Here is a 20815-nt window from a genome sequence, read left to right on the forward strand (position 1 = left end):
AGTACTTATGCTAAATTTTCTTCGGCTTCTGAATTGTCAATCAATACTTGTCCTCGGTAATATAATTTACCTTCATGCCAGTGAGCTCTGTGGTATAAGTGCGCTTCTCCTGTAGTAGGACACGTAGCAATTTGTGGTACCGTTGCTTTGTAGTGTGTTCTTCTTTTATCTCTTCTTGTTTTAGAGATTTTTCTTTTAGGATGTGCCATTTTCTATTTTATTTATCCGTTAATAGTTTTTTTAAAGTATTCCAGCGAGGATCTGTTTCGTCTCCTTCTGTATTATTTTTATCTGCCTTAGGGCTTAATTCTTCTAGTTTTTTTAGTATTTCAGAATCTAATGTACCATCTTCTACTCCTGGGTGTACACGTTTTGTTGGAACAGAAAGCACTACAAGTTCGTAGATATATTGTTGAATGTTTATCTCATATTCTCCATGCGGAATAATTAATATATCTATTTCTTCATCATTGTATGCTTCGCCAAACTTAACAACCAAATTGAATGTGTTTGAAACTTCTTGATTATACGCTTCGTTTGTAACGTCACAGTTTACATTTACTGTTCCAGAAATTTCAAAACTTAACTCAAGTAATGTTGTCTTCTTTTCAAATTCAACATTTACATCAACTGATGAGTTATTAAATTCTTCATACTCAAAATGTTCAAAGAACGAATTATCTATATGATACTCAAAATGATGTTTCCCTAGCTTTAGTCCTACAAATGGAATTGTAAACTCTTTTAGTAACTTCATTATCCATCTAATTTTGAGCCTGCAAATATATAAAATATTCTTTAGCTTTTTAAACTTATAAACATTTTTTTGTTTATATCTTTTTTTGCGGCACCTTTAGAGGATTTTTATGAAGCTCATCATATTCTAATCTATTCTTAAACAGTTTTAAAGCCATAAATACGGCTTCTTTAAATGAGCTTTCATCTGCAATGCCTTTTCCTGCTATTTCATAGGCTGTACCATGATCTGGCGAGGTTCTTATTTTATTGAGACCAGCGGTAAAATTCACTCCTTTTCCAAAGGATAATGTTTTAAACGGAATTAAACCCTGATCGTGGTATGATGCTATAATAGCGTCAAATTTTTGATAATTGTCTGATCCAAAAAAACTATCAGCAGCATAAGGACCAAAAACCAACTTTCCAGAATCTTTAATTTGTTTTAGTGTTGGTCTCATGACATTATCATCTTCTTTCCCTATAACACCATTATCTCCTGTGTGTGGGTTTATTCCTAAAACTGCGATTTTTGGTTTCCCGATTTTAAAATCTTTTTGCAGTGAATTATAAACTGTATTTATCTTGTTTACAATCAACTTTTTAGATATATGTTTTGACACATCTTTTACAGGTACATGATCTGTCAGCAGCCCTACACGTAATGTTTCTGTAACCATAAACATCAAACTATCTCCCTGTAGCTCTTTTGCTAAATAATCTGTATGTCCAGGAAAATTAAAGTCTTTAGACTGAATGTTATGCTTGTTTATAGGCGCTGTTACCAAAACGTCTATGTTGTCATTTTTAAGCGCTTTTGTTGCTGCTTCTAATGATTTAATGGCAAACGTACCTATTTTTGGGCTTTCTACTCCGAACTCAATTTTTACATTCTCATTCCAAGCATTGAAAACATTAATTTTTCCAGAAACAATTTGATTTAATTGATTGATTCCATTAAAATTAACATCTAAATTAAGGTGGTTTTTATAAAAAGACACTGTCTTTGCCGAAGCAAAAATTACTGGTGTGCAAAACTCTAGCATTCTAGCGTCTTGAAATGTTTTTAAAACAACTTCAGGACCTATACCGTTTAAGTCACCAATTGATATTCCTACTATGATATTTTCTTCCTTCTTCATTTAGTTATGATAACTTTTGTTTGTAATTTTACAAACGCAAATTTAACTAAATAATTCGTACTTATGTTTACAGGAATCATAGAAGATATAGGAGTTGTTCAACACATTGAAAAAGAGCTTGATAATATTCACATAACAATGTCTTCTAATTTCACTTCTGAATTAAAAATAGATCAAAGTGTTTCTCATAATGGTGTTTGTTTGACTGTTGTAAAAATTGACGGAGATAATTATATGGTTACAGCAATAGAAGAAACTCTTAATAAAACAAACTTAAATACTCTAAAAGTTAATGACTCTGTAAACCTTGAAAGAGGCATGAAACTTCATGATAGATTAGACGGACACATTGTTCAAGGCCATGTAGACCAAACTGCCATATGCAAAAGTGTTGAGGAAACTTCTGGAAGTTGGGTTTTTACCTTTGAATACGATAAATCACTTAACAACATAACAATAGAAAAAGGATCAATAACGGTAAATGGAGTAAGTTTAACTGTTGTAAACTCTAAAGAAAACAGCTTTAGTGTTGCTATTATTCCTTACACATATGAACATACAAACTTTAAAGACTTTAAAATTGGCACAGTAGTAAATTTAGAGTTTGACGTAGTTGGAAAATACGTGAAAAAATTATTTTCTCTCAACCTTTAAAGCTTATTCTTTTTTAACGCTTTAGAAACTCCGTAAGTCAAGCCTATTCCCGCCAAGATTAATACTCCTGCATCTATAGGAAGTCCAGGTGGTGGTGGTGGTCTGTTAGCATCAACTGGTTCTGGTACACTTTGAGCTACACAAACAAAACTTATTAAAACAAATAAGATTGAAGTAAGTATTTTTTTGTTTTGTATAATCATCTGTTAGTAAATGTATAAAAAAACATGATTTTGCAAAATAAAAAAGACATAAAATGTCTTTGAAATGCCAAAAACACCGATTAAAAGCACGTGTGTGCAATTTTTCGTTTGCTTTTATAAAACCCAAATATATGTTTTTTTAAAACAAATAAAACATTTCTACTTTAAATAATTGTTATGAGAACATTTGCATCTTTCAGATATGCAGGCAGATATGAGTTTATGATTGAAATCACACATACTTAAAGCTGCTTTAAAGAGTTTAAAAACACATAAAAATTAACGTTTTAACGAAAAATGAGACCTGAACTGTTTTGGCTGCCCATCCTCTTCATAACTCAATACAAACCAATAATCTGAAGACGGTAAATTAGCCCCCTTATAAGTACCATCCCATCCTGGTCCAGAAGGTTTTATGTTCGCCAACACCTTACCATAACGGTCATAAATATTTATTGTGGCATTAGGTTGGTTTCTGAACGCATATATATTCCATGTATCATTATTTCCATCATAATTAGGCGTTACAACTTTCGGATAATCTATAATTCTTATATCTTCAATAGTTATGAAACCACAAGAAGGATTTTCTGTTTTTCTATCATATACATAAACCGTGTGCAAACCACCGCTAACATTTGTAAAAACACCATTATTATCTAAAATTGGACCATTATCCATTTGAAACCAATACGCTCCATAACCTTCAACAGTTACAGTAACTGATGGATTAGGATCAAAAGTTCCTGTTTGAGAAACATTAACTAATACTGCTTGTCCAGATTGTATAACTTCAAAAGGCTCACTTAAACTTGATGGACAATTTGCTGTAGGTAATGCTTCTGTAACTAAAACAGTGTATTGACCCGGAGAAACCGTATTAACAACATAAGTTCCTTGGTTTGCGCCAGTAATCTCAACACCGTTTAAATACCATGTGTATGTATAATTAGCGCCTTGTATATCACTCACTAATGTTACTTCGTTTTGCAAAACATGACTTTCATAATCAACACAAAGAGTATTGCTCCCGTCTAAAGAATAAATCTCTGGATTCAATATTGGATTTACAGAAATTTCTACTGAAGTTAGTCCGTAACATTCTGTTGGAATTGCATTGTTAGAAACTCTAATATGAATGGTTTGATTATTAGGCACTGTATTCTGAAAATTAGCAAGGTTTAATATAGCGTCATTATTATCTATAGCATCTTGTGCTGAAAAATAATAGTTAACACTAAAATCATTAGGGTTTAGTCCATTTAAAACTTCTGTATCAAGTACAGATAAATCATACGTACTAATACCGTCATTTACGCCATCTGAATCACATATCATTACAGGATCAGGTTGCGTTGCATTAGCCGCTTCAAAAACGTTAAGCTCAAAAGGAAATAACTCTGAACAACCAGAATTTATATTTGTTATGTATACAAATATAGTTTGATTATAAGCTGCTGTATTAGGATACGGATTTGTTATTATTTGTGATGTCATTGCAGAATCCTCATAAAAATCAACTGTAAAGTCAGCTTGACTTTGACCAGCTCCTAATATTGAAGGTATTTCAGAAGTTAAATCAAATAAATCATACCCCGTATTAGAAGAACCACAAACAGATAATGCATCTAAACTAATACTTGGCAGTTCGTGCACAGCAATACTCATGGTAACCATTGCTCCACATTGACCAGCATCAGGCGTAAACGTATACGTTGTTGTGGTTGAATTATTCATTGCTGGACTCCATGTTCCAGTAACGCCATTATTTGATGTGGTTGGTAATGATGCTAATGCATCGCCTTCACAAATATCGGCTACTTGTGTAAATACTGGCGTAACTGATGGATTGACTGTGATGGTCATCGTTTCTGCTACAGCACATTGACCCACATCTGGAGTAAACGTATAGGTTGTCGTTGTTGTATTGTCTATTGCTGGGCTCCATGTTCCGGTAACACCATTGTCTGATGTGGTTGGTAATGGCGGCAAAGCGTCGCCTTCACAAATATCGGCTACTTGTGTAAATATTGGTGTAACCGATGGATTGACTATGATGGTCATCGTTTCTGCTACAGCACATTGACCCGCATCTGGAGTAAACGTATAGGTTGTCGTCATTGTATTGTCTATTGCTGGGCTCCATGTTCCGGTAACACCATTGTCTGATGTGGTTGGTAATGGCGGCAAAGCATCGCCTTCACAAATATCGGCTACTTGTGTAAATGTTGGTGTAACTGATGGGTTGACTGTGATGGTCATCGTTTCTGTTACAGCACATTGACCCGCATCTGGAGTAAATGTATAAGTCGTCGTTATTGTATTGTCTATTGCCGGGCTCCATGTTCCGGTAACACCATTGTCTGATGTGGTTGGTAATGGCGGCAAAGCATCGCCTTCACAAATATCGGCTACCTGTGTAAATGTTGGTGTAACTGATGGGTTGACTGTGATGGTCATCGTTTCTGTTAAAGCACATTGACCCGCATCTGGAGTAAATGTATAAGTCGTCGTTGTTGTATTGTCTATTGCTGGGCTCCATGTTCCGGTAACACCATTGTCTGATGTGGTTGGTAATGGTGGTAAAGCGTCGCCTTCACAAATATCGGCTACCTGTGTAAATGTTGGTGTAACCGATGGGTTGACTGTGATGGTCATCGTTTCTGTTACAGCACATTGACCCGCATCTGGAGTAAATGTATAAGTCGTCGTTGTTGTATTGTCTATTGCTGGGTTCCATGTTCCGGTAACACCATTGTTTGATGTGGGTGGTAATGATGCTAATGCATCGCCTTCACAAATATCGGCTACTTGTGTAAATATTGGTGTAACCGATGGATTGACTGTGATGGTCATAGTTTCTGTTACAGCACATTGACCCGCATCTGGGGTAAATGTATAAGTCGTCGTTGTTGTATTGTCTATTGCTGGGTTCCATGTTCCGGTAACACCATTGTTTGATGTAGTTGGTAATGGCGGCAAAGCATCGCCTTCACAAATATCGGCTACTTGTGTAAATACTGGCGTAACTGATGGGTTGACTGTTACACTAGCACTATCTATTAATATTTGAGAACAAACCACTTGGCCTGAACCATTAATCACTTCGGCTTCAGTAAGATTTATATCGGTATCAACAGTTAACACTTCAGACACAACTGCTTCTCCATTAACGTCTAGAAGAACTTGTTGGGTTGCTCCATTATTAAAATTGTAGTTTATTGTGGCATTTGGAGTTCCAGTTATTGTGAAATTTACAGAATCACCTTCACAAATTACAGTATCAGAACTTGCCACAGTAGCATCTGGAATTGGAGATACAACTAAATTAAAATCTATTAAAGAGTAACAATCATTTGATCCTGAAGTAACTCTAGCATAAACCTGTTCAGGGTTTTGTGTGTTAGCATAAATACCAAAACCACCACCAAGAGGGTTTACCTCATCTGTTGCATCAGCTAAACTCCCATAAAACTCAACACTATTATTAACTAAATCAGGGTTTATCGTACTTTTTATGGCATTTAAATCAAAAATAGATACATCGGGTGTTCCGCTACACTGTACAACATCATCTATTGGTGTTGCATCTGGTGGAGAAGGAAAAGCACCAGCACCATCCATAGCGGTTCCTGTCCATTGAATTTCAAAACCTCCATCTCCATGAGGCCTATCAACAGCTATGTAGTAAGATTCACCTGCTGTAACTGTAAGCCAATATACATAACCATTTCCGTTATTTCCAGGACCTGTTTGCGTTAATGTTGTGCTACCGTTAATACCTGTGTGATTATTTGCTAAACCTGCTAAATTAGGGTTTGTTGTGGAACAACGTATTGGGTTTCCTAAATTATTACATGCTACATTAGGGCCATAAACCCAAAAATCATAATCAACATTAATATCTGGGTCGTTAGGGATTAAGTCAAAACCTAACGTTCCAGATTGCACAATATTTATTTGCAACCATAAAGAGTTGTGTTCAAAACCGCCACAACTATTGATTTCAAATTCATTCCCAGAACCTGTTGTGTTTGACATAAAAGTACCATTACCGCATACTGTAATAGATCCTACGCAATCATTAGATTCTTGAGCATAAGCTTGAAAACATAATATTGTAAAAAAACATCCTAAAATAAACTTCATCTTCTTCATGGTAAACTTTTTTAAACCCATCAGCCAACCTACTTTTAAGCAGATTGGCCATGGAAAACTATAGCTATTAATCTAGTTTAGTTGGTCTCTTTTAATCAAAAACGAATTAAACTGTTACTTAATGATTAAAAATTCTGAACGCCTGTTTTGTGCGTCCTCTTGATCTGTACAATTTGATTTACAATCAACTTTTGGTTCAGAACTACCCATACCTTTTGCTGAAAGTCTTTCCTTATTTATTCCTTTTGATATTAAATATTGCATTGTTGATTGCGCGCGTCTTTCAGATAATTTCTGATTATATGATTTGTTTCCTTTTGTATCTGTATGAGACTTTACTAAAATGTTCATCTCTGGGTAAGCATTCATAATTTCAACTAACTTATTCAACTCATTAGCGCCTCTTTCAGTAATATTACTTTTATTGAATTCAAAGTAAATATTATTAAGTTTCACTTCTGTATCTGTAATTAAATCGTTTATTGGCTCTAATAATATCTCTATGTTTTTTGTTCCTCCTTCTGAAGCATCAAATGCATAGCTCATAGATTGATAGCCGTCTTTTGAGGCACGAAACATGTATTCTGTTTGACATTCTATATCAAATGATGTTGTTCCTAGTGTTGTTGTGTTTTGGGTTATAATACTATTTTCTTGATTATCAAGAAGTGTTGTAGCTACATTAGCCAAAACATCTTTTGTAATAGCATCTTTAACGATCACTATTGCTTCTAACTGACATATTGGTATAGCCATATATATGTTATCAACACCTGATCTGTTTGAAGAAAAATATCCTACATTTTCTATCATATTAATACTAAAAGAGAAATCATCACTTTTAGTATTAATAGGCTTTCCCATATTTACAGCTTCCTCCTCTTCTTTATTTAGGTTAATTTTAAAGATGTCAAACCCTCCGAATCCTTGTTTACCGCTTGAAGCAAAATACAATGTTGTGTTATCACTTATAAAAGGAAATCCTTCTTTACCCGCTGTATTTACACGAGGACCAAGGTTTTCAGGCTTTCCGTATTTACCATTATTAATAGATACTTTCCAGATATCAGTATCTCCTAAACCACCTGGCATATTTGAAGCAAAGTAAAGTGTCTTGCCGTCTGTACTTAAGCTAGGGTGACTTACAGAATATTCCTTACTATTAAAAGGTAGCGGCTGTATGTTAACCCATTCACCATTTTCCCTAGTTGCTGTATATAGTCCTAATTGAGCTAATTTTACATTCTTATTTTTTATTCTTTTGTAGCTTTTAGAACTATGTCCATCTCGAGCAAAAATGATGGTGTTTCCATCTGCACTTAACGTAATAGGACCATCGTGGTATGGTGTATTTAATGCTTTTACTGGCTCTGGATCTGATAGTGTTCCTTTTGCGTCTCTAACAGATTGATAAATATCTAGGTAAGGTTTGTTTGTCCATTTATCATCTTTTTTAGAAACGTTTCTTGAACTTACAAAATATAAAATATTGTCGTTAGATAATATACTACCAAAATCACTCTGTTCTGAGTCATTAATTCCTGTTTCTTCTACATCAAAAAGCTTTGATTTATCAGCCAAGCTTGGTATATAGTTTGGGTTTTCTAAATGAGCTTTTGCTCGCTGGTCATTAGGCATCATACTTGCAAATACACTCATTTGCTTATTTGCTTCTTCGTATTTCCCTTGAGATTTTAAAGTTTGAGCATAACGGTAATATGTTTCAGCATCTTGTTTTGTGTTAACAGCTTTTGCATACCATTTTGATGCTTCAACCATATTAAACACGTTGTAATAGCTGTCAGCTAAATTATTATAAACATGAGCATCAGCCTTGTTGCTCTCTACCAATTGTAAATATGCATCAATAGCATCTACATATTGATAGGTTTCAAATAATTTATCTGCTTTTTCTGATTGTTTGCTTTGCGAATAACCAGCTGTTATCACTAAAAACAAAGTTAAAAGACTATATATTTTTTTCATTTTTTATGCTTTATGTATTAGAAAAATCTTGGTGAAATAGATACTTTTTTCGGAAAGTTTAAGTCAAATAGCAACATAACCTCATGAGATCCTGATGTTTTTGTGTTAAGTTCAGATGTGACATAATCATATGCGTAGCCTATTCGAAGTCCTGGTGTAATTGCAAAATTTGCCATACCACCAAAAGAGTCATCTACACGATATGTTGCTCCAAGCTCAAAACGATCAAAAAACAAAACATTGGCAGAAACATCTAATGATGTTGGTGCATTAAATGCTGATTTCATTAAAAAAGACGGTTTAAACTTGGTGTTTTCAGACAAATTAAACACATAACCGGCAGATAAAAAGTAATGTAGCACATCTGTACCATACTTATACTCTTGGCCATTATTTGTTACATTTAAATATGTGTTTTTAAGCATGTTTGGAACAGAAAAAGACACATAATATTTATCCGTATAATAAAAGAAACCTGAACCAATATTAAGGTTTGTATTGTTTGTGTTTTCGCTAAAAGCTTCATCATTAGCATCTGTTACATAACCGTTTCCTATATCACTAAAAAAGCCTATACTTTGAATTGTTGCTCCAGCTTTAAGTCCTAATGCCAAACGGTGCTCTCCTCCTAAATTTAATGTATAAGAGAAATCAGCATATACATTGTTTTCCTCTACAGGTCCTATTTGGTCTGATATTACAGATAGACCTAGACCAACTTTTTTTCCTATAGGACTATGAATTGATAACGTGGCTGTTTTTGGTGCATCATTAACACTTACCCATTGTGATCTATATAATAAGCCAACGGCTAAATTGTCTTTTGAACCAGCGTAAGCAGGGTTAACCACATTCATGTTATACATATACTGCGTATACTGTGGGTCTTGCTGTGCATTAACACTCACTAAAATCATAAGTGCAAAGGCTATTGTAAAATATAATTTTTTCATTTGTATTATATATTGCTTTATGTTTTATAAACAGCTTGTTTCTTAACTCGAGACAAGCTGTTGTTTCTTTTTTTATGATTAATGAGATCTATTAATGTAAACCCATCCTGTTACTGTACTTCCATCTTTTTTGGCAATGTTGTAGAAGTAAGTTCCATCCGGTAGTTCATCTCCTTTATTTGATTGTCCGTGCCATTGGTTTACGTAAGTTCCTTTAAAATTGTATACCTTTTTACCATATCTATTAAACACTTGTAAATCAACAACTCCAAAACCACTCAAATCAAACGAGTCATTTTTACCATTTCCATCAGGAGATATTCCTCTAGGGATATCATTACATGATAATGTTTCTGTTGTGAATGATGTTGTTGAAGAACAGCCTCCAAAAATTACAGTTACCGTAAATTGAGCAGGTATTGTTGTTCCTGGGTTTTGAGCTGCATATGCAGTTACATTAAATGTTTCAGAATCTTGCCCTACTTCATTACCGTTTGCATCCATCCAAACATAAGTTACTTCATTAGGGTCAAAAGAATTTCCAACTGGTGATGCTGTTAACCAATACTCACTAGCCTCGCAAGCTCCTTCTACAGCAATTTCAACAGTATCTAAAACAGTAATCATAAATGTGCTTACACTTCCTTGTATACAGTTTGCTATGTTGTCATTAATATGATATGTAACCGTATAGTTTCCTAATGTACTTGCTGATACGTTTATTTCTCCAGTAGTAGCATCAATCACTAATCCAGACTCTGCTGTAAAGGTTCCTCCTGTTGTGAAATCTGTTCCAAACACAGGAAAAATATTATCGCTATCAGCACAATACATATCATTTGTATATGTAAAGGTGGTGTTTGTTGTTGTTAATTCGTCAATAACAATAGACGTTGTATAAGAGCCACTTGCCATACAGTTTTCAGGATCGCCACTATAAGTATATGTTATATCATGTGTTCCTGCCGCTCCAGATGCTAAGTCAATTTCACCTGTTGTTGCATCAACAGTTAGGGTTGCAGAACTAAATGTTCCTCCTACAGTAAATCCAGCATCAAGATTTGGTAGTACAGTATCTCCAGTTAACAAGCAGAAAGAATCCACACCATAATCAAACGTTGTTGTTGGGTTTGTAGACTCTAAAACAGTTACCATAAAAGTACTTGTACTTGCTTCTTGGCATATTGTTAAGTCTTCTAAAACACTATAGGTAATCGTGTAATTTCCTGTAGTACTTGCTGATGGATTAATCTCACCTGTTGTTGCATCGATAATCAATCCTGTTTCTGCAGTAAATGTTCCTCCAGGTGTAAAATCAGTTCCTAAACTTGGCGTTACATTTTCGCTATCTGTACAATAAAGATCTTCACTGTAAGTAAACGCTGTTACGGGTGTTATAGTTTCAACAATTTCTATTGACACAGTAAATACACTTTCCTCAATACAATTTGCTTCATCTGCGACATATGTATAAACAATATCATGCATTCCTTCAACTCCTGATGTTAAATCTACTTCTCCTGTTGTTGCATCAACAGTTAAGGTTGTAGAGCTAAATTCGCCTCCCATAGTAAATCCTGCTGCTAAATTTGGCATTGTGGTATCTCCTGCTAATAGACAGAATGGTTCTGTACCATAATCAAATGTTGTTACAGGAGTTGTTGATGCCGTAAATTCAATTGATGCCGTATAGGTCCCTGCAAGTGTACAGGTTTCCGCATCACCATTATAGGTGTAAAGAATATCATGACTTCCTGCTGTTGCAGATGTAATGTCAATTTCACCAGTAGTCGCATCAACAGTTAGTGTTGTAGAACTAAACTCGCCTCCTTGAACAAATCCTGCTGTTAATTCTGGCATAGGGTTTTCAGAAGTTACAATACAAACTGTTTCATAACTGAAAGACAATTCTGGTGTAATTGTATCATTAATATTTACTTCAATTTCCACTCTTGGGCTTTCGCATCCATTTTCATCCATATTAGCCACATAGTAAGATGTACTTCCTACTGTTGCCGTGCTAGGTGTAGGCGCTGTTGTGCTTCCTGTTCCTCCTGTAGCTTGCGTGTACCAAACTAAACTATAAGTACCTGTTGGTGTTGCTGTTAATGGTTCAGCCGTGTCATTCAAGCAATAATCTATAGGCGTTTCTACAGTAGGTACATCAGAAATACCATTGTATGCTAGCTCAATATCATAAGAACAATGACTTGTTTGCCAAGTAAACGTGTACGTTCCTGGCACAACAAAACCTGTTATTGTAGTATTGTTACTATTAGCATCTGCAATTGTAACATCTCCTGGATTTGCATCACTAGGCAACCACGTTCCTGTTCCGTTTGCTTCTACGCTAGCTGTTGGGTTTGTACAATCAACCTCAAAAGACTCTGTAATAATTTCATTGTTTGCTGTAAACCTTACGTCGTCAAGTAAATTTCCAATATTATCAGGGCCATTGGCTCTAAAAAAGAATCTTGTAACATCCTGCCCTTCTGGTACCTGATAATCTCCAGAGATAATACGCCATTGTTGATCAGCAAGATGTGTTGTTACCGTAGTAAATGGTCCTTCTGGCGGCCCAGCCAAAAGCTCCATAACATTTCCATCAAATCTTCCTGTATGAGCAAAACTATATTCTAATAATGTTATTTCAGAAGTATCAAAATCTCTGTAAAGCCCTTTTATATTAGGATCATTAGGGTTTACTGGCTCTCCGTCTGTCCTTACTTGGGCCATTTGACCTCCTTCGTATGGAGAGAATCCTGGCGCATTTAATGTTTCCCAAATAAATACAGAATTAGAGTTTTCTAAATTTTGTCTCCACCCTGGAATGGTTCTAATAGAAATAATCGTATTTACACCACTTAATCCTTCTAGAACAGGTATTTCAAAACCACCATTTATTGCCATATTAAAATCACAACCGTCTTCTGGTGTTTTTACACAAACACTAAATTTATGCATATTAGCTTCTGTTCCATTGAGTGTTAAGCGTAATTTGTAGTTATCTCCTTCAATAAGTTTTGATGCGTACATTGCGACAAGAACATTATCATATGTACAGGTCATTTCTTCAAGGTTTCCTGCTCCATTATCTTTATATAATGTCATTGTAATATCTGGATATGGAGGTTCACTATTTACTTCTCCACGGAAATTTCCTGTGAAATCATTAAGTTCAAAAATATGTACAGATGATTCTGCTGTGAAATTAAACCAAACATCTCCCGCGTTTAAACCATTACAGCTCATAGATTCTGATGAAGCTGTTGTGTTTATAAAAGATGCATTTATGCTAGATTCATTACACGTTTGTCCTGCGTTAATTGGTAATGTAATTGCATTAGAAATATCATCATTTCTAACAAACACGTATGGACCAGCCCAATAACTTTCATCTCCAGCACCACAAACAGCTCTCACAAAGTATTCGTAAGTAACAGCATATGGATCTACAAAATCTGATAATGTTGGTGTATAAGAGTTTGTTGAAACAATTGTTCCTGATTGAGGAATAGTTCCATTATCTACAGGTTGAATAGCAACCTCCCATTCTGTTTCAGAATCTCCTGGCGACCATGAAAAAACAGACATCTCGTTTACAGATAAATCTGTTGGTGTAGGACATGTAATGTTACCACAAGAAGAATATCCGGAATAAACTGTTGTTCTAGGAATTAAGCTTTCTGTACTAGAATAGACAACAGTATTACTAGAATCTCTAATCTCAAACGAGTAGTTTGCATATTGTGGCGCATAGGTACCAACTGTATCAAAGTACAAAGAAAACTCTACACCGTTACATAAAAGTACCGGAAACTCTTGAGCATCTTCTCCTTCAAAAGGAAAAACTTGACTAACCTCTTGGTTGTTTTGAGACAATTGTAGCTCTGCAGAAACATCTGTATTACTTGTTAATACAAATGTGTATTGACATAAGTTTTCAAAACTACATAGGGTTGTTACCTCAATAGGTCCTGTCCATGGTCCATCACCGTTATCACAAGCAGATCTCACATAAATATCATAAGCTGTTGATGCTGTTAAGCCTGTAATTGTAAACGGATTTGTTGTTGCGTTATACAAATAAGTTGGGTCTGTATCTCCAACAGGAGCATTTGTGCCAGCAGGCTGTACAGAAATTTCCCATGGAGAAACCGTTCCGTTTTCTTCCCAACTTAATTGTACTTCTGTATCTGTTAGGTTGCCTGTTGTTATGTTAACAATCTCTGGACATTCTGGAATATCCTCAATATTTACGTTATCAATAATTAAAGTTTGCCCTCTGTAGGCACTTGTACTTGCATAAAACGGTACATGAAAAGCAATATTAATATCTCCCGTAATTCCGCTAGGGAAATTTATAATTTTTACTCTGTACTCTTCATTGTTTATAAGAACAGGGTCGTCATCGTTATCATATAATACTGTTGTAAATTGATCTATTCCCGTTCCGTTTGTAGATAATAGCACTTCTAAATCTTCTGTAAAGAAGCTATCATTTACACGATAATAATAACGTAAACGTTGATTTTCTGTAATGGTAATGGTTGGCGAGATTAGCCAATCTTCGTTTCTACCATTATGACCTGTAAACATTGCTGCTGTTTGATCTCCTTCATAAGGATATGCCGTATTGTTTAACTCCCAAGTATCTAAATCATAATTATCATCAATAACTATCCAACAATTTTTTGTTGCAGAATCTGAATTAAACGTTTCAACAAATGGAGCCACGTATGGTGTACATATTGTTGTAAAGTTTACAGGACCAAACCACTCGCTGGTTCCATTAGCACAATTTGATTGAAGGTAAACTTCGTATGCTGAATCTGCTTCTAGACCTATCGCTGAATAGCTGTTTGTATCAACTGAAATTCCAGTTCCTGTTGGAGCTCCTGTGCCTTCTGGTTGCACTACAATGTTCCACATATCTTCTTGGTAACCTGCGGTCCAGGATATTTCTGCTCCTGTTGCTGTAACTGTATCAACATTTAAAGAAGAAGGAATTGGGCAAGGTGGAGCTTCATCAATACTTACATCATCAATGTTTAACCTTGAAGATGGACCTGAAAATTCTGGTGGCACTCTAAAAGCAATATAAATTGTTCCATTACCTTCAATAATTGCTGATTTTTCAATATATCCTGAATTTGTAATTACTTCAAAAGGAACAACTTCTGTTGTAAAACTTGAAGGATTGTTGTTTGTTGTAGACATTAAAACCTCAAAACCATGTCTTGGAGGGATTAAATTTCCTAATATAAATAGGATTTCTGCTCTGTACTTAAATTTTAATTCTTTTACACCATCAATGTTGATAGCTGGAGATATTAAATATGCGTTTGTTCCTCCTCCTATTTCAGCTTTGGTTTCAGAAATAGTCCATCCGCCATTACTTGTATCCCAACAAAATTTTTGAGTATCGTCATCATCATCATTAAAGCTCTCAAAGAAAGGCGTATCATAAGACGTACATAAAGTGGTAAAAGCTACTGGACCAACCCACTGACTTTGATCATCTGCAGCACAATATGCTCTTACATAAAACTCATACTGTGTACCAGGCTCTAAATCTGTAGCTATATAAGGAAAATTTGAAGACACTAAAGTTCCGCTACCTGTTGGTTCTCCCGAATCAAGATCTTGAATAGCTACTTCCCATTGGGTTTCTTCTTCGCCTACTGTCCAAAATAACCAAGCAGATGTTTCTGTTACATTTAAAACAAAAGGGTTTATTGGGTCTGGACATGTAGGTTTGTCTTCTATAACCACATCATCAATAGAAACTCTTAATGCTGTTTCTGTGTTGTTTGGTTCTACAATCCAAGCAATATTTACATTTCCTGTAACTTCAGGTAAATCTACCATTACTTCTTGAAAAGCTGTGTTATTGATTGTTGTTTCGGGAATGACAATTGTTGTAAAATTATCTACTCCAACACCTGTTGTTGATAGTTTTACTGTATAGGTTGATTCTCCTTGAGTTGCTCTATGCTTAAAACGCAATCTTTTTGGTGTACCTTCAAAGTTAACTTGAGGAGACACATACAAATCGTGGTTCTCATATCTTGACAAATCTGTTCTTACTGTTGGATATCCACCAATAAAACTCCACTGGTTTCCATCGTTATTAGCGTCTATAATTGTCCAACAAGGTTCGGGATTTTCATTTGTTGCATTATTAAAATCCGTAGAATATGGCGTATTAAAAACCATACACTGTGTTGTGAATGTTGATGGAGCGCTCCATATACCTGGAGCTCCATCGCAAACAGATCTTATGTATAAGTCATAAGCTGTTCCTGGAGCTAAACCAGAGTTTATAAGGTTATCAGTATTTGTATTTGTTAATGTACCTGATCCTACTGGTTCTCCAGATCCTGCTGATACAACTGCATACTCCCAAGAATCAGCAAAACCACCTATATTGTCCCAAGAAAAAGTAACACTGTTTTCTGTTAAGCTATTAAAAGTCATTTCTGATGGTGGCGCACATGTTGGGCTAGAAATTTCTAACTCTAAACATATACCTGCACCTGAAGATAATTCAGAAGATACAACAACAATATACGTTTGTCCTGCTTGAACTAAGAAGTTGTTTATCTCGCTTGGCACAAACCCATTTCGCGTTGTTGTTCCTGCAAGACAATTTACTCCAACTTCGGCACAGCTATCATAAACAAAAAGGGAACTTCTTCCGTTGTAACAGTTGTTAGTTGAATCTCCTCCTGTAAATGTTGTTTGAGATAATGATAATAAACCGTCTTCGGTTGGTGTGTATGATAAAAATATTTTATCTCCTCTTAAATAATTTGCTGTTGATGTTCCTGAAATACAGTTTGATCCTTGCGTTGAATAACTAACTTCTTCATTAACCCAATCAGCTAAATTTTCTGCTAATACATATGGCGTTGATGAAATGTCTGGGATCTCTATTGGAAACTCACAGCTTAACCCATATTTTAAAGTATTAAAATTGTATGGTCCTGTAAATTCACTTTGTGTGTCATTATCGCAAATGGCAGAAAGATAAATGTCAAACGATGTATCAGGATCAAGATTCATTAATGTATAACTAGTTCCTGTAACAGGGATTCCGCTACTTGCAGGTGTTCCGCCTTCTGGCAGAATTTGTATTTCAAAGTTTGTAGCTGAAGGATGTGTCCAAGTAACTTCAGCACTATCAACTGTAATATCATCAATAGAAACTGTACTATCATCTATTTCTGTACAACCTTCTAAAACAGATAGGTTATCTATAAACCATTCGTCACCGGTTGGTGATACACCGTTTTGGGTATTAACAGCAACAAAAGCAAGATAAATATTAAATCCTGCTGGAATTGATTCCGGTATGGTAATAACCTTTTTTTCGTAACTGGTTTGAGAACCAACATTAAGCGTTGCCTCGGTATATGTTTGAAGTGTTACATTAAACCCGTTAATGTCAGGTTGTGCTGCTGTAGATAAACGCACTTGATATTGTGCTCCATTATTTACTTCACTAATTTGTTTTGTATAGAAATGAATCTCTCCGTTTTGAGGAATAGTAATTTGTGGCGTCACTAAAAAGTATTGTGCCATGTTTCCGTCTCCAATATTGTCTGCACTTGGGTTTATAGATACGGCATTTGTTCCTAAATAACCATCTGTAGTAGCCATCCAATCTGATGTTCCTACTCCATTATTTATTAACGACCACGTATTAGGAATACCACTTTCAAAAGTTTCACTAAACTGTGCTTGCGCTTTATTTGCTACTAACAAGCTTATAGCTAAGACAAGAATTAAAATTGTATTACTTTTTTGAGACTTGACATTAGAATTATTTTTAAAAAAATTAATGCCACTTTTTAATACAGAGAAGAGTAGTTTTTTTCTCATTTCGATACATTTAACATATTAGTATTGTTAAGCTAAATTTAAGGATAAATTAACCTTATATATACAGTATGTCTTTGCTATTTACCGAATTTTGAAAGCTAAAATTAAATTTAAAATACTGAAAAACAGTTTGTTATATTTGTTTTCACAATAAAAAACTACTTGGAAGTATTCTTGAGGTTTTGAATGGTTTCTATGTCGTTTTTAAGCGATTTTATTTGTTTTTGATTTTTAATTTCAATGAAAATAATGCTTAAAATAACTATAAAACCAGCTATAAAAATCAGCTTTATATTGTTGTAATAGTGGTTTTTAGTTTCGGTGTGTTTTTCACTATAAGTCTTATAATTTTCATCAATAGAATCGCTTATAGAGCTTCTTTCAGATTCTTTAATGTCTAATTGTGTTTTTAAATAAAGGTTGTAATATTTTTGATATTCGTCCCATTGATTTAACGCCAAGTAGTTTTCAAAAAGCCCTTTATAAATTCCTAAATTAAGAATGATATCTCCAACATTTTTAGACTGTATTAAAGCTATGTGAAGCAGCTCTATTGCTTCAACATAGTTTCCTTCTAGTGTATAAACTTCTGCCAGTCCTTTTTGTGCAAATGAAATTAAACTGTTTGCATTTTCTATTTTTGCTAGCTCTATTGACTTGTGAAAGCTTGCTTTTGCTTTGCCATATTGAGACAACATGCTATAACAATTACCTTTATTGTAATAAGCAATACTCATGTTGGTTCTTTGTCTTGTGCCTTTTAGCATTTCATACTCTGAAATTCCTTTGGCAAAAAAGCCTAATGCAATGTCACAGTTTAGGTTATCTTTATAAATAAAGCCTTTTACAATATAGGTGTTTCCTAAAAAAAAACCGATTGAGTCTTTTTCAGGATACGCCAAACACAGTTCTTCTGCTTGGTCTAGAAACTTTATTGATTTATCAAAAATCTTCAACTGCTGATAAAGGATACCTGTTCTGAAAAGTATTTCTATATTTAAAATAGGGTCTTTTATTTGTCCTGATAATTCTTCTGCTTTTATGGTATACTCTAATGCTTTTTGATAGTCTCTTTTTGATGTGTAAGCAAGAGAAACCAGCATAAGCGCTTTGGCTTTAGTTTTTATAGAGTTAGCGTCATCGTTATAAACAGACAACCCTATTTCTATTGACGCATTTGGGTTATCATAAACGGTATTTGTATTGGCTTTAAGCAGACTATCTACTTGTTTTTTTTGAAAATCTCCAGCAAAAACACTGTGTACACTAAAAAAGAGTACGCAAACTAAAACGTAATATGTTTGTTTTACTGTCATTTACTGGTTTTTATTTTTATTATTTTCTCGCTCTGTTTTTAAAAGATTTATAAAGGTTGCTGGCGACATTCCTATTATAGATTTAAATACAGTTGCAAAACTACTGTGTGAAGAAAAACCACTTTCTTCTGCTAAAAAACTTATTTTATAATTCATGTAATTAGAATCATTTTTTAGTTTTTCAATGATATAATTGATGCGTAATTTATTTATAAATGTATTAAAGTTGTCATTATAATGCCTGTGTATAATTTCAGACAGATATTTTGTGTTTGTTTCAAACTGCCCAGATAACACAGCAAGAGACATGTCTTTGTTTAAGAATTTAGTTGAAGCCTCAAAGCGCTTAAGTTTTGCTAATAGGTTTTTCTCGGTTTCCTCTGGAATTGATACTCGCCTTTTAGCTATTTTTTTTGATGGTTTTGTTTTTATAAAATTGTTTCGGCTTATTTCTAAATACTTAATGATTTCTTTTAGTCGCTTTTTCTTCCATTGACTTTTTACTACAAAAAACACCCCTAAAAGAACAAGCAAAAAAGCCATTCCTAAAGCGATATACGTAAAATTAGAATACTTCTTTTGTTCTTGATTTAAACTCTGCTCATTTTGATTGCTTATAATATTGTAAACTGTGTTTATAGTCTCTTGTTCTGCAAGATCTACACGGTTATTTAGCACTAAAAACTCGTCATTATAAACTTTGTGTTTTATTTTTTGATTAGAGGCTAAATAGTTTATAGCTAGGTTTCTATTTATCTGCTCTAAAAGAATTGGGTTGTCTAATATTTCGGCATATTTAAGCGCTATAAACAATGTTTCTTCACTGTTACTAAAGGCTTTTTTTTGCAAATGCAAGTAACCTAATTGGTTATAAACTTGTGCCTTTTCATATAGGTTATTATACTCATTGGAGCTTATTAATGTTAATGCTTTGTTTAAGTAAACAAAAGCAGAATCATATTGGGTAAGATTACTTAAAGCTTTCTCTTTTGCAATAAAAAATTTCCCTCTTAATACAGGATGAGAGTTTATAAAATTTTGATAGCGCTCATTGGTTTCATTAAGCAAAGACAAGGCTTTATCCGTTTCTCTTCGTTCCAAATTCATAGAAACGCGCTCCAAGAGTAAATGAGACGCAAGCGAATCATGAATTTTAGGATTGGCTATTTTTTTTATTAAACTATCAGCATTTGACAGCTCTTTTTGGTATTGATTATCTAAATATAAAAGTCTAAAAAGTTCAGCTTTTAAAAGAGAAATGTCTATTTGTGTTTTATGGTTTAGTTTATCAACGTAAGCATCAGCATTAAAAGCATTTGTTATTGCACTATTAAAGTTTCCTTTAACAAAATATGACCTAGCAAGTATAACACTAATGTCTGCTTTTGTTTCTTTCTTTTCATTGGTTTTTAATATATGCTCCCCGATTTTTATAGCTTCATCAGGATTTGAATAAACAAGCTCTTTGGCTTTTTGAACAAGATGATTTTGACGTGCATAACCACTTGTGTTTGAAAAAAAGAAGCAAACACAAAGAATTAAAACCCATTTTGAAATTTTAAATAGGTTTTTAGCACATGTTATCCTTATAACGGTCAAAATATTTTTAGGTCTTGTTAAATTTACAAATATAGGTTTCGAATAGTTATTTCTCTCTGCTTTTTGCTTAAAAAGTATTCAAAAAAGACATAGAAAAAAATAAAGATACAAAGATTACTATACTTTTAATGCAACGCAACTTATATAGCACTTAAAACGATACTTTTTTAAAACAAAAAAAG

The 20815-nt window shown here is 34.2% G+C and carries 11 protein-coding genes; 1 reads left to right on the top strand and 10 read right to left on the bottom strand.

Annotation, left to right across the window (positions count from 1 at the left end):
- Positions 1-5 precede the first annotated feature (5 nt).
- From rpmF to pdxA, 3 genes are all read right to left on the bottom strand, one after another.
- Positions 6-209: a 50S ribosomal protein L32 gene (gene rpmF / locus ABD690_RS02950; RefSeq protein WP_053970851.1), complete on the bottom strand. Its 204-nt coding sequence runs from the start codon at positions 207-209 to the stop codon at positions 6-8.
- An 8-nt stretch (positions 210-217) separates the two neighbouring features.
- Positions 218-757: a YceD family protein gene (locus tag ABD690_RS02955; protein WP_344726883.1), complete on the bottom strand. Its 540-nt coding sequence runs from the start codon at positions 755-757 to the stop codon at positions 218-220.
- Positions 758-830: 73 nt separating this feature from the next.
- Positions 831-1877 carry a 4-hydroxythreonine-4-phosphate dehydrogenase PdxA gene (gene pdxA, locus ABD690_RS02960; protein ID WP_344726885.1) on the bottom strand — a complete coding sequence of 349 codons (1047 nt, stop codon included), beginning with the start codon at positions 1875-1877 and terminating at the stop codon, positions 831-833.
- 63 nt (positions 1878-1940) lie between these two features.
- On the opposite strand from pdxA, the gene ABD690_RS02965 reads away from it, so the two are divergent.
- Positions 1941-2531, top strand: coding sequence for a riboflavin synthase (locus tag ABD690_RS02965; protein WP_344726887.1), 591 nt, complete (start codon positions 1941-1943; stop codon positions 2529-2531).
- On the opposite strand, the gene ABD690_RS02970 is transcribed toward ABD690_RS02965, so the two are convergent.
- The 7 genes from ABD690_RS02970 to ABD690_RS03000 all read right to left on the bottom strand — a co-directional run bounded on the left by ABD690_RS02970 (position 2528) and on the right by ABD690_RS03000 (position 20633).
- Entirely contained in the window at positions 2528-2734 is a 207-nt protein-coding gene (locus tag ABD690_RS02970) for a hypothetical protein (RefSeq protein ID WP_344726889.1), read from the bottom strand. The two genes, ABD690_RS02965 and ABD690_RS02970, sit on opposite strands and share 4 nt — an antisense overlap.
- A 279-nt stretch (positions 2735-3013) precedes the next feature.
- Positions 3014-6892, bottom strand: coding sequence for a T9SS type B sorting domain-containing protein (locus tag ABD690_RS02975; protein WP_344726891.1), 3879 nt, complete (start codon positions 6890-6892; stop codon positions 3014-3016).
- Between the two features lie 114 nt (positions 6893-7006).
- On the bottom strand, positions 7007-8878 hold the full coding sequence (locus ABD690_RS02980) for an OmpA family protein (protein WP_344726893.1): 1872 nt from the start codon (positions 8876-8878) through the stop codon (positions 7007-7009).
- 17 nt (positions 8879-8895) lie between these two features.
- Entirely contained in the window at positions 8896-9831 is a 936-nt protein-coding gene (locus ABD690_RS02985) for a PorP/SprF family type IX secretion system membrane protein (RefSeq protein ID WP_344726895.1), read from the bottom strand.
- Between the two features lie 78 nt (positions 9832-9909).
- Positions 9910-17718 (bottom strand): choice-of-anchor J domain-containing protein, encoded by a 7809-nt coding sequence (locus ABD690_RS02990; protein WP_344726897.1) that lies wholly within the window; start codon positions 17716-17718, stop codon positions 9910-9912.
- A 158-nt stretch (positions 17719-17876) separates the two neighbouring features.
- Entirely contained in the window at positions 17877-19034 is a 1158-nt protein-coding gene (locus ABD690_RS02995; RefSeq protein ID WP_344726899.1) for a tetratricopeptide repeat protein, read from the bottom strand.
- Positions 19035-20633 carry a helix-turn-helix domain-containing protein gene (locus tag ABD690_RS03000; protein WP_344726901.1) on the bottom strand — a complete coding sequence of 533 codons (1599 nt, stop codon included), beginning with the start codon at positions 20631-20633 and terminating at the stop codon, positions 19035-19037. It abuts the gene before it with no gap.
- Positions 20634-20815 lie beyond the last annotated feature (182 nt).

It is taken from the genome of Corallibacter vietnamensis, assembly GCF_039537875.1.
GTDB lineage: Bacteria > Bacteroidota > Bacteroidia > Flavobacteriales > Flavobacteriaceae > Corallibacter > Corallibacter vietnamensis.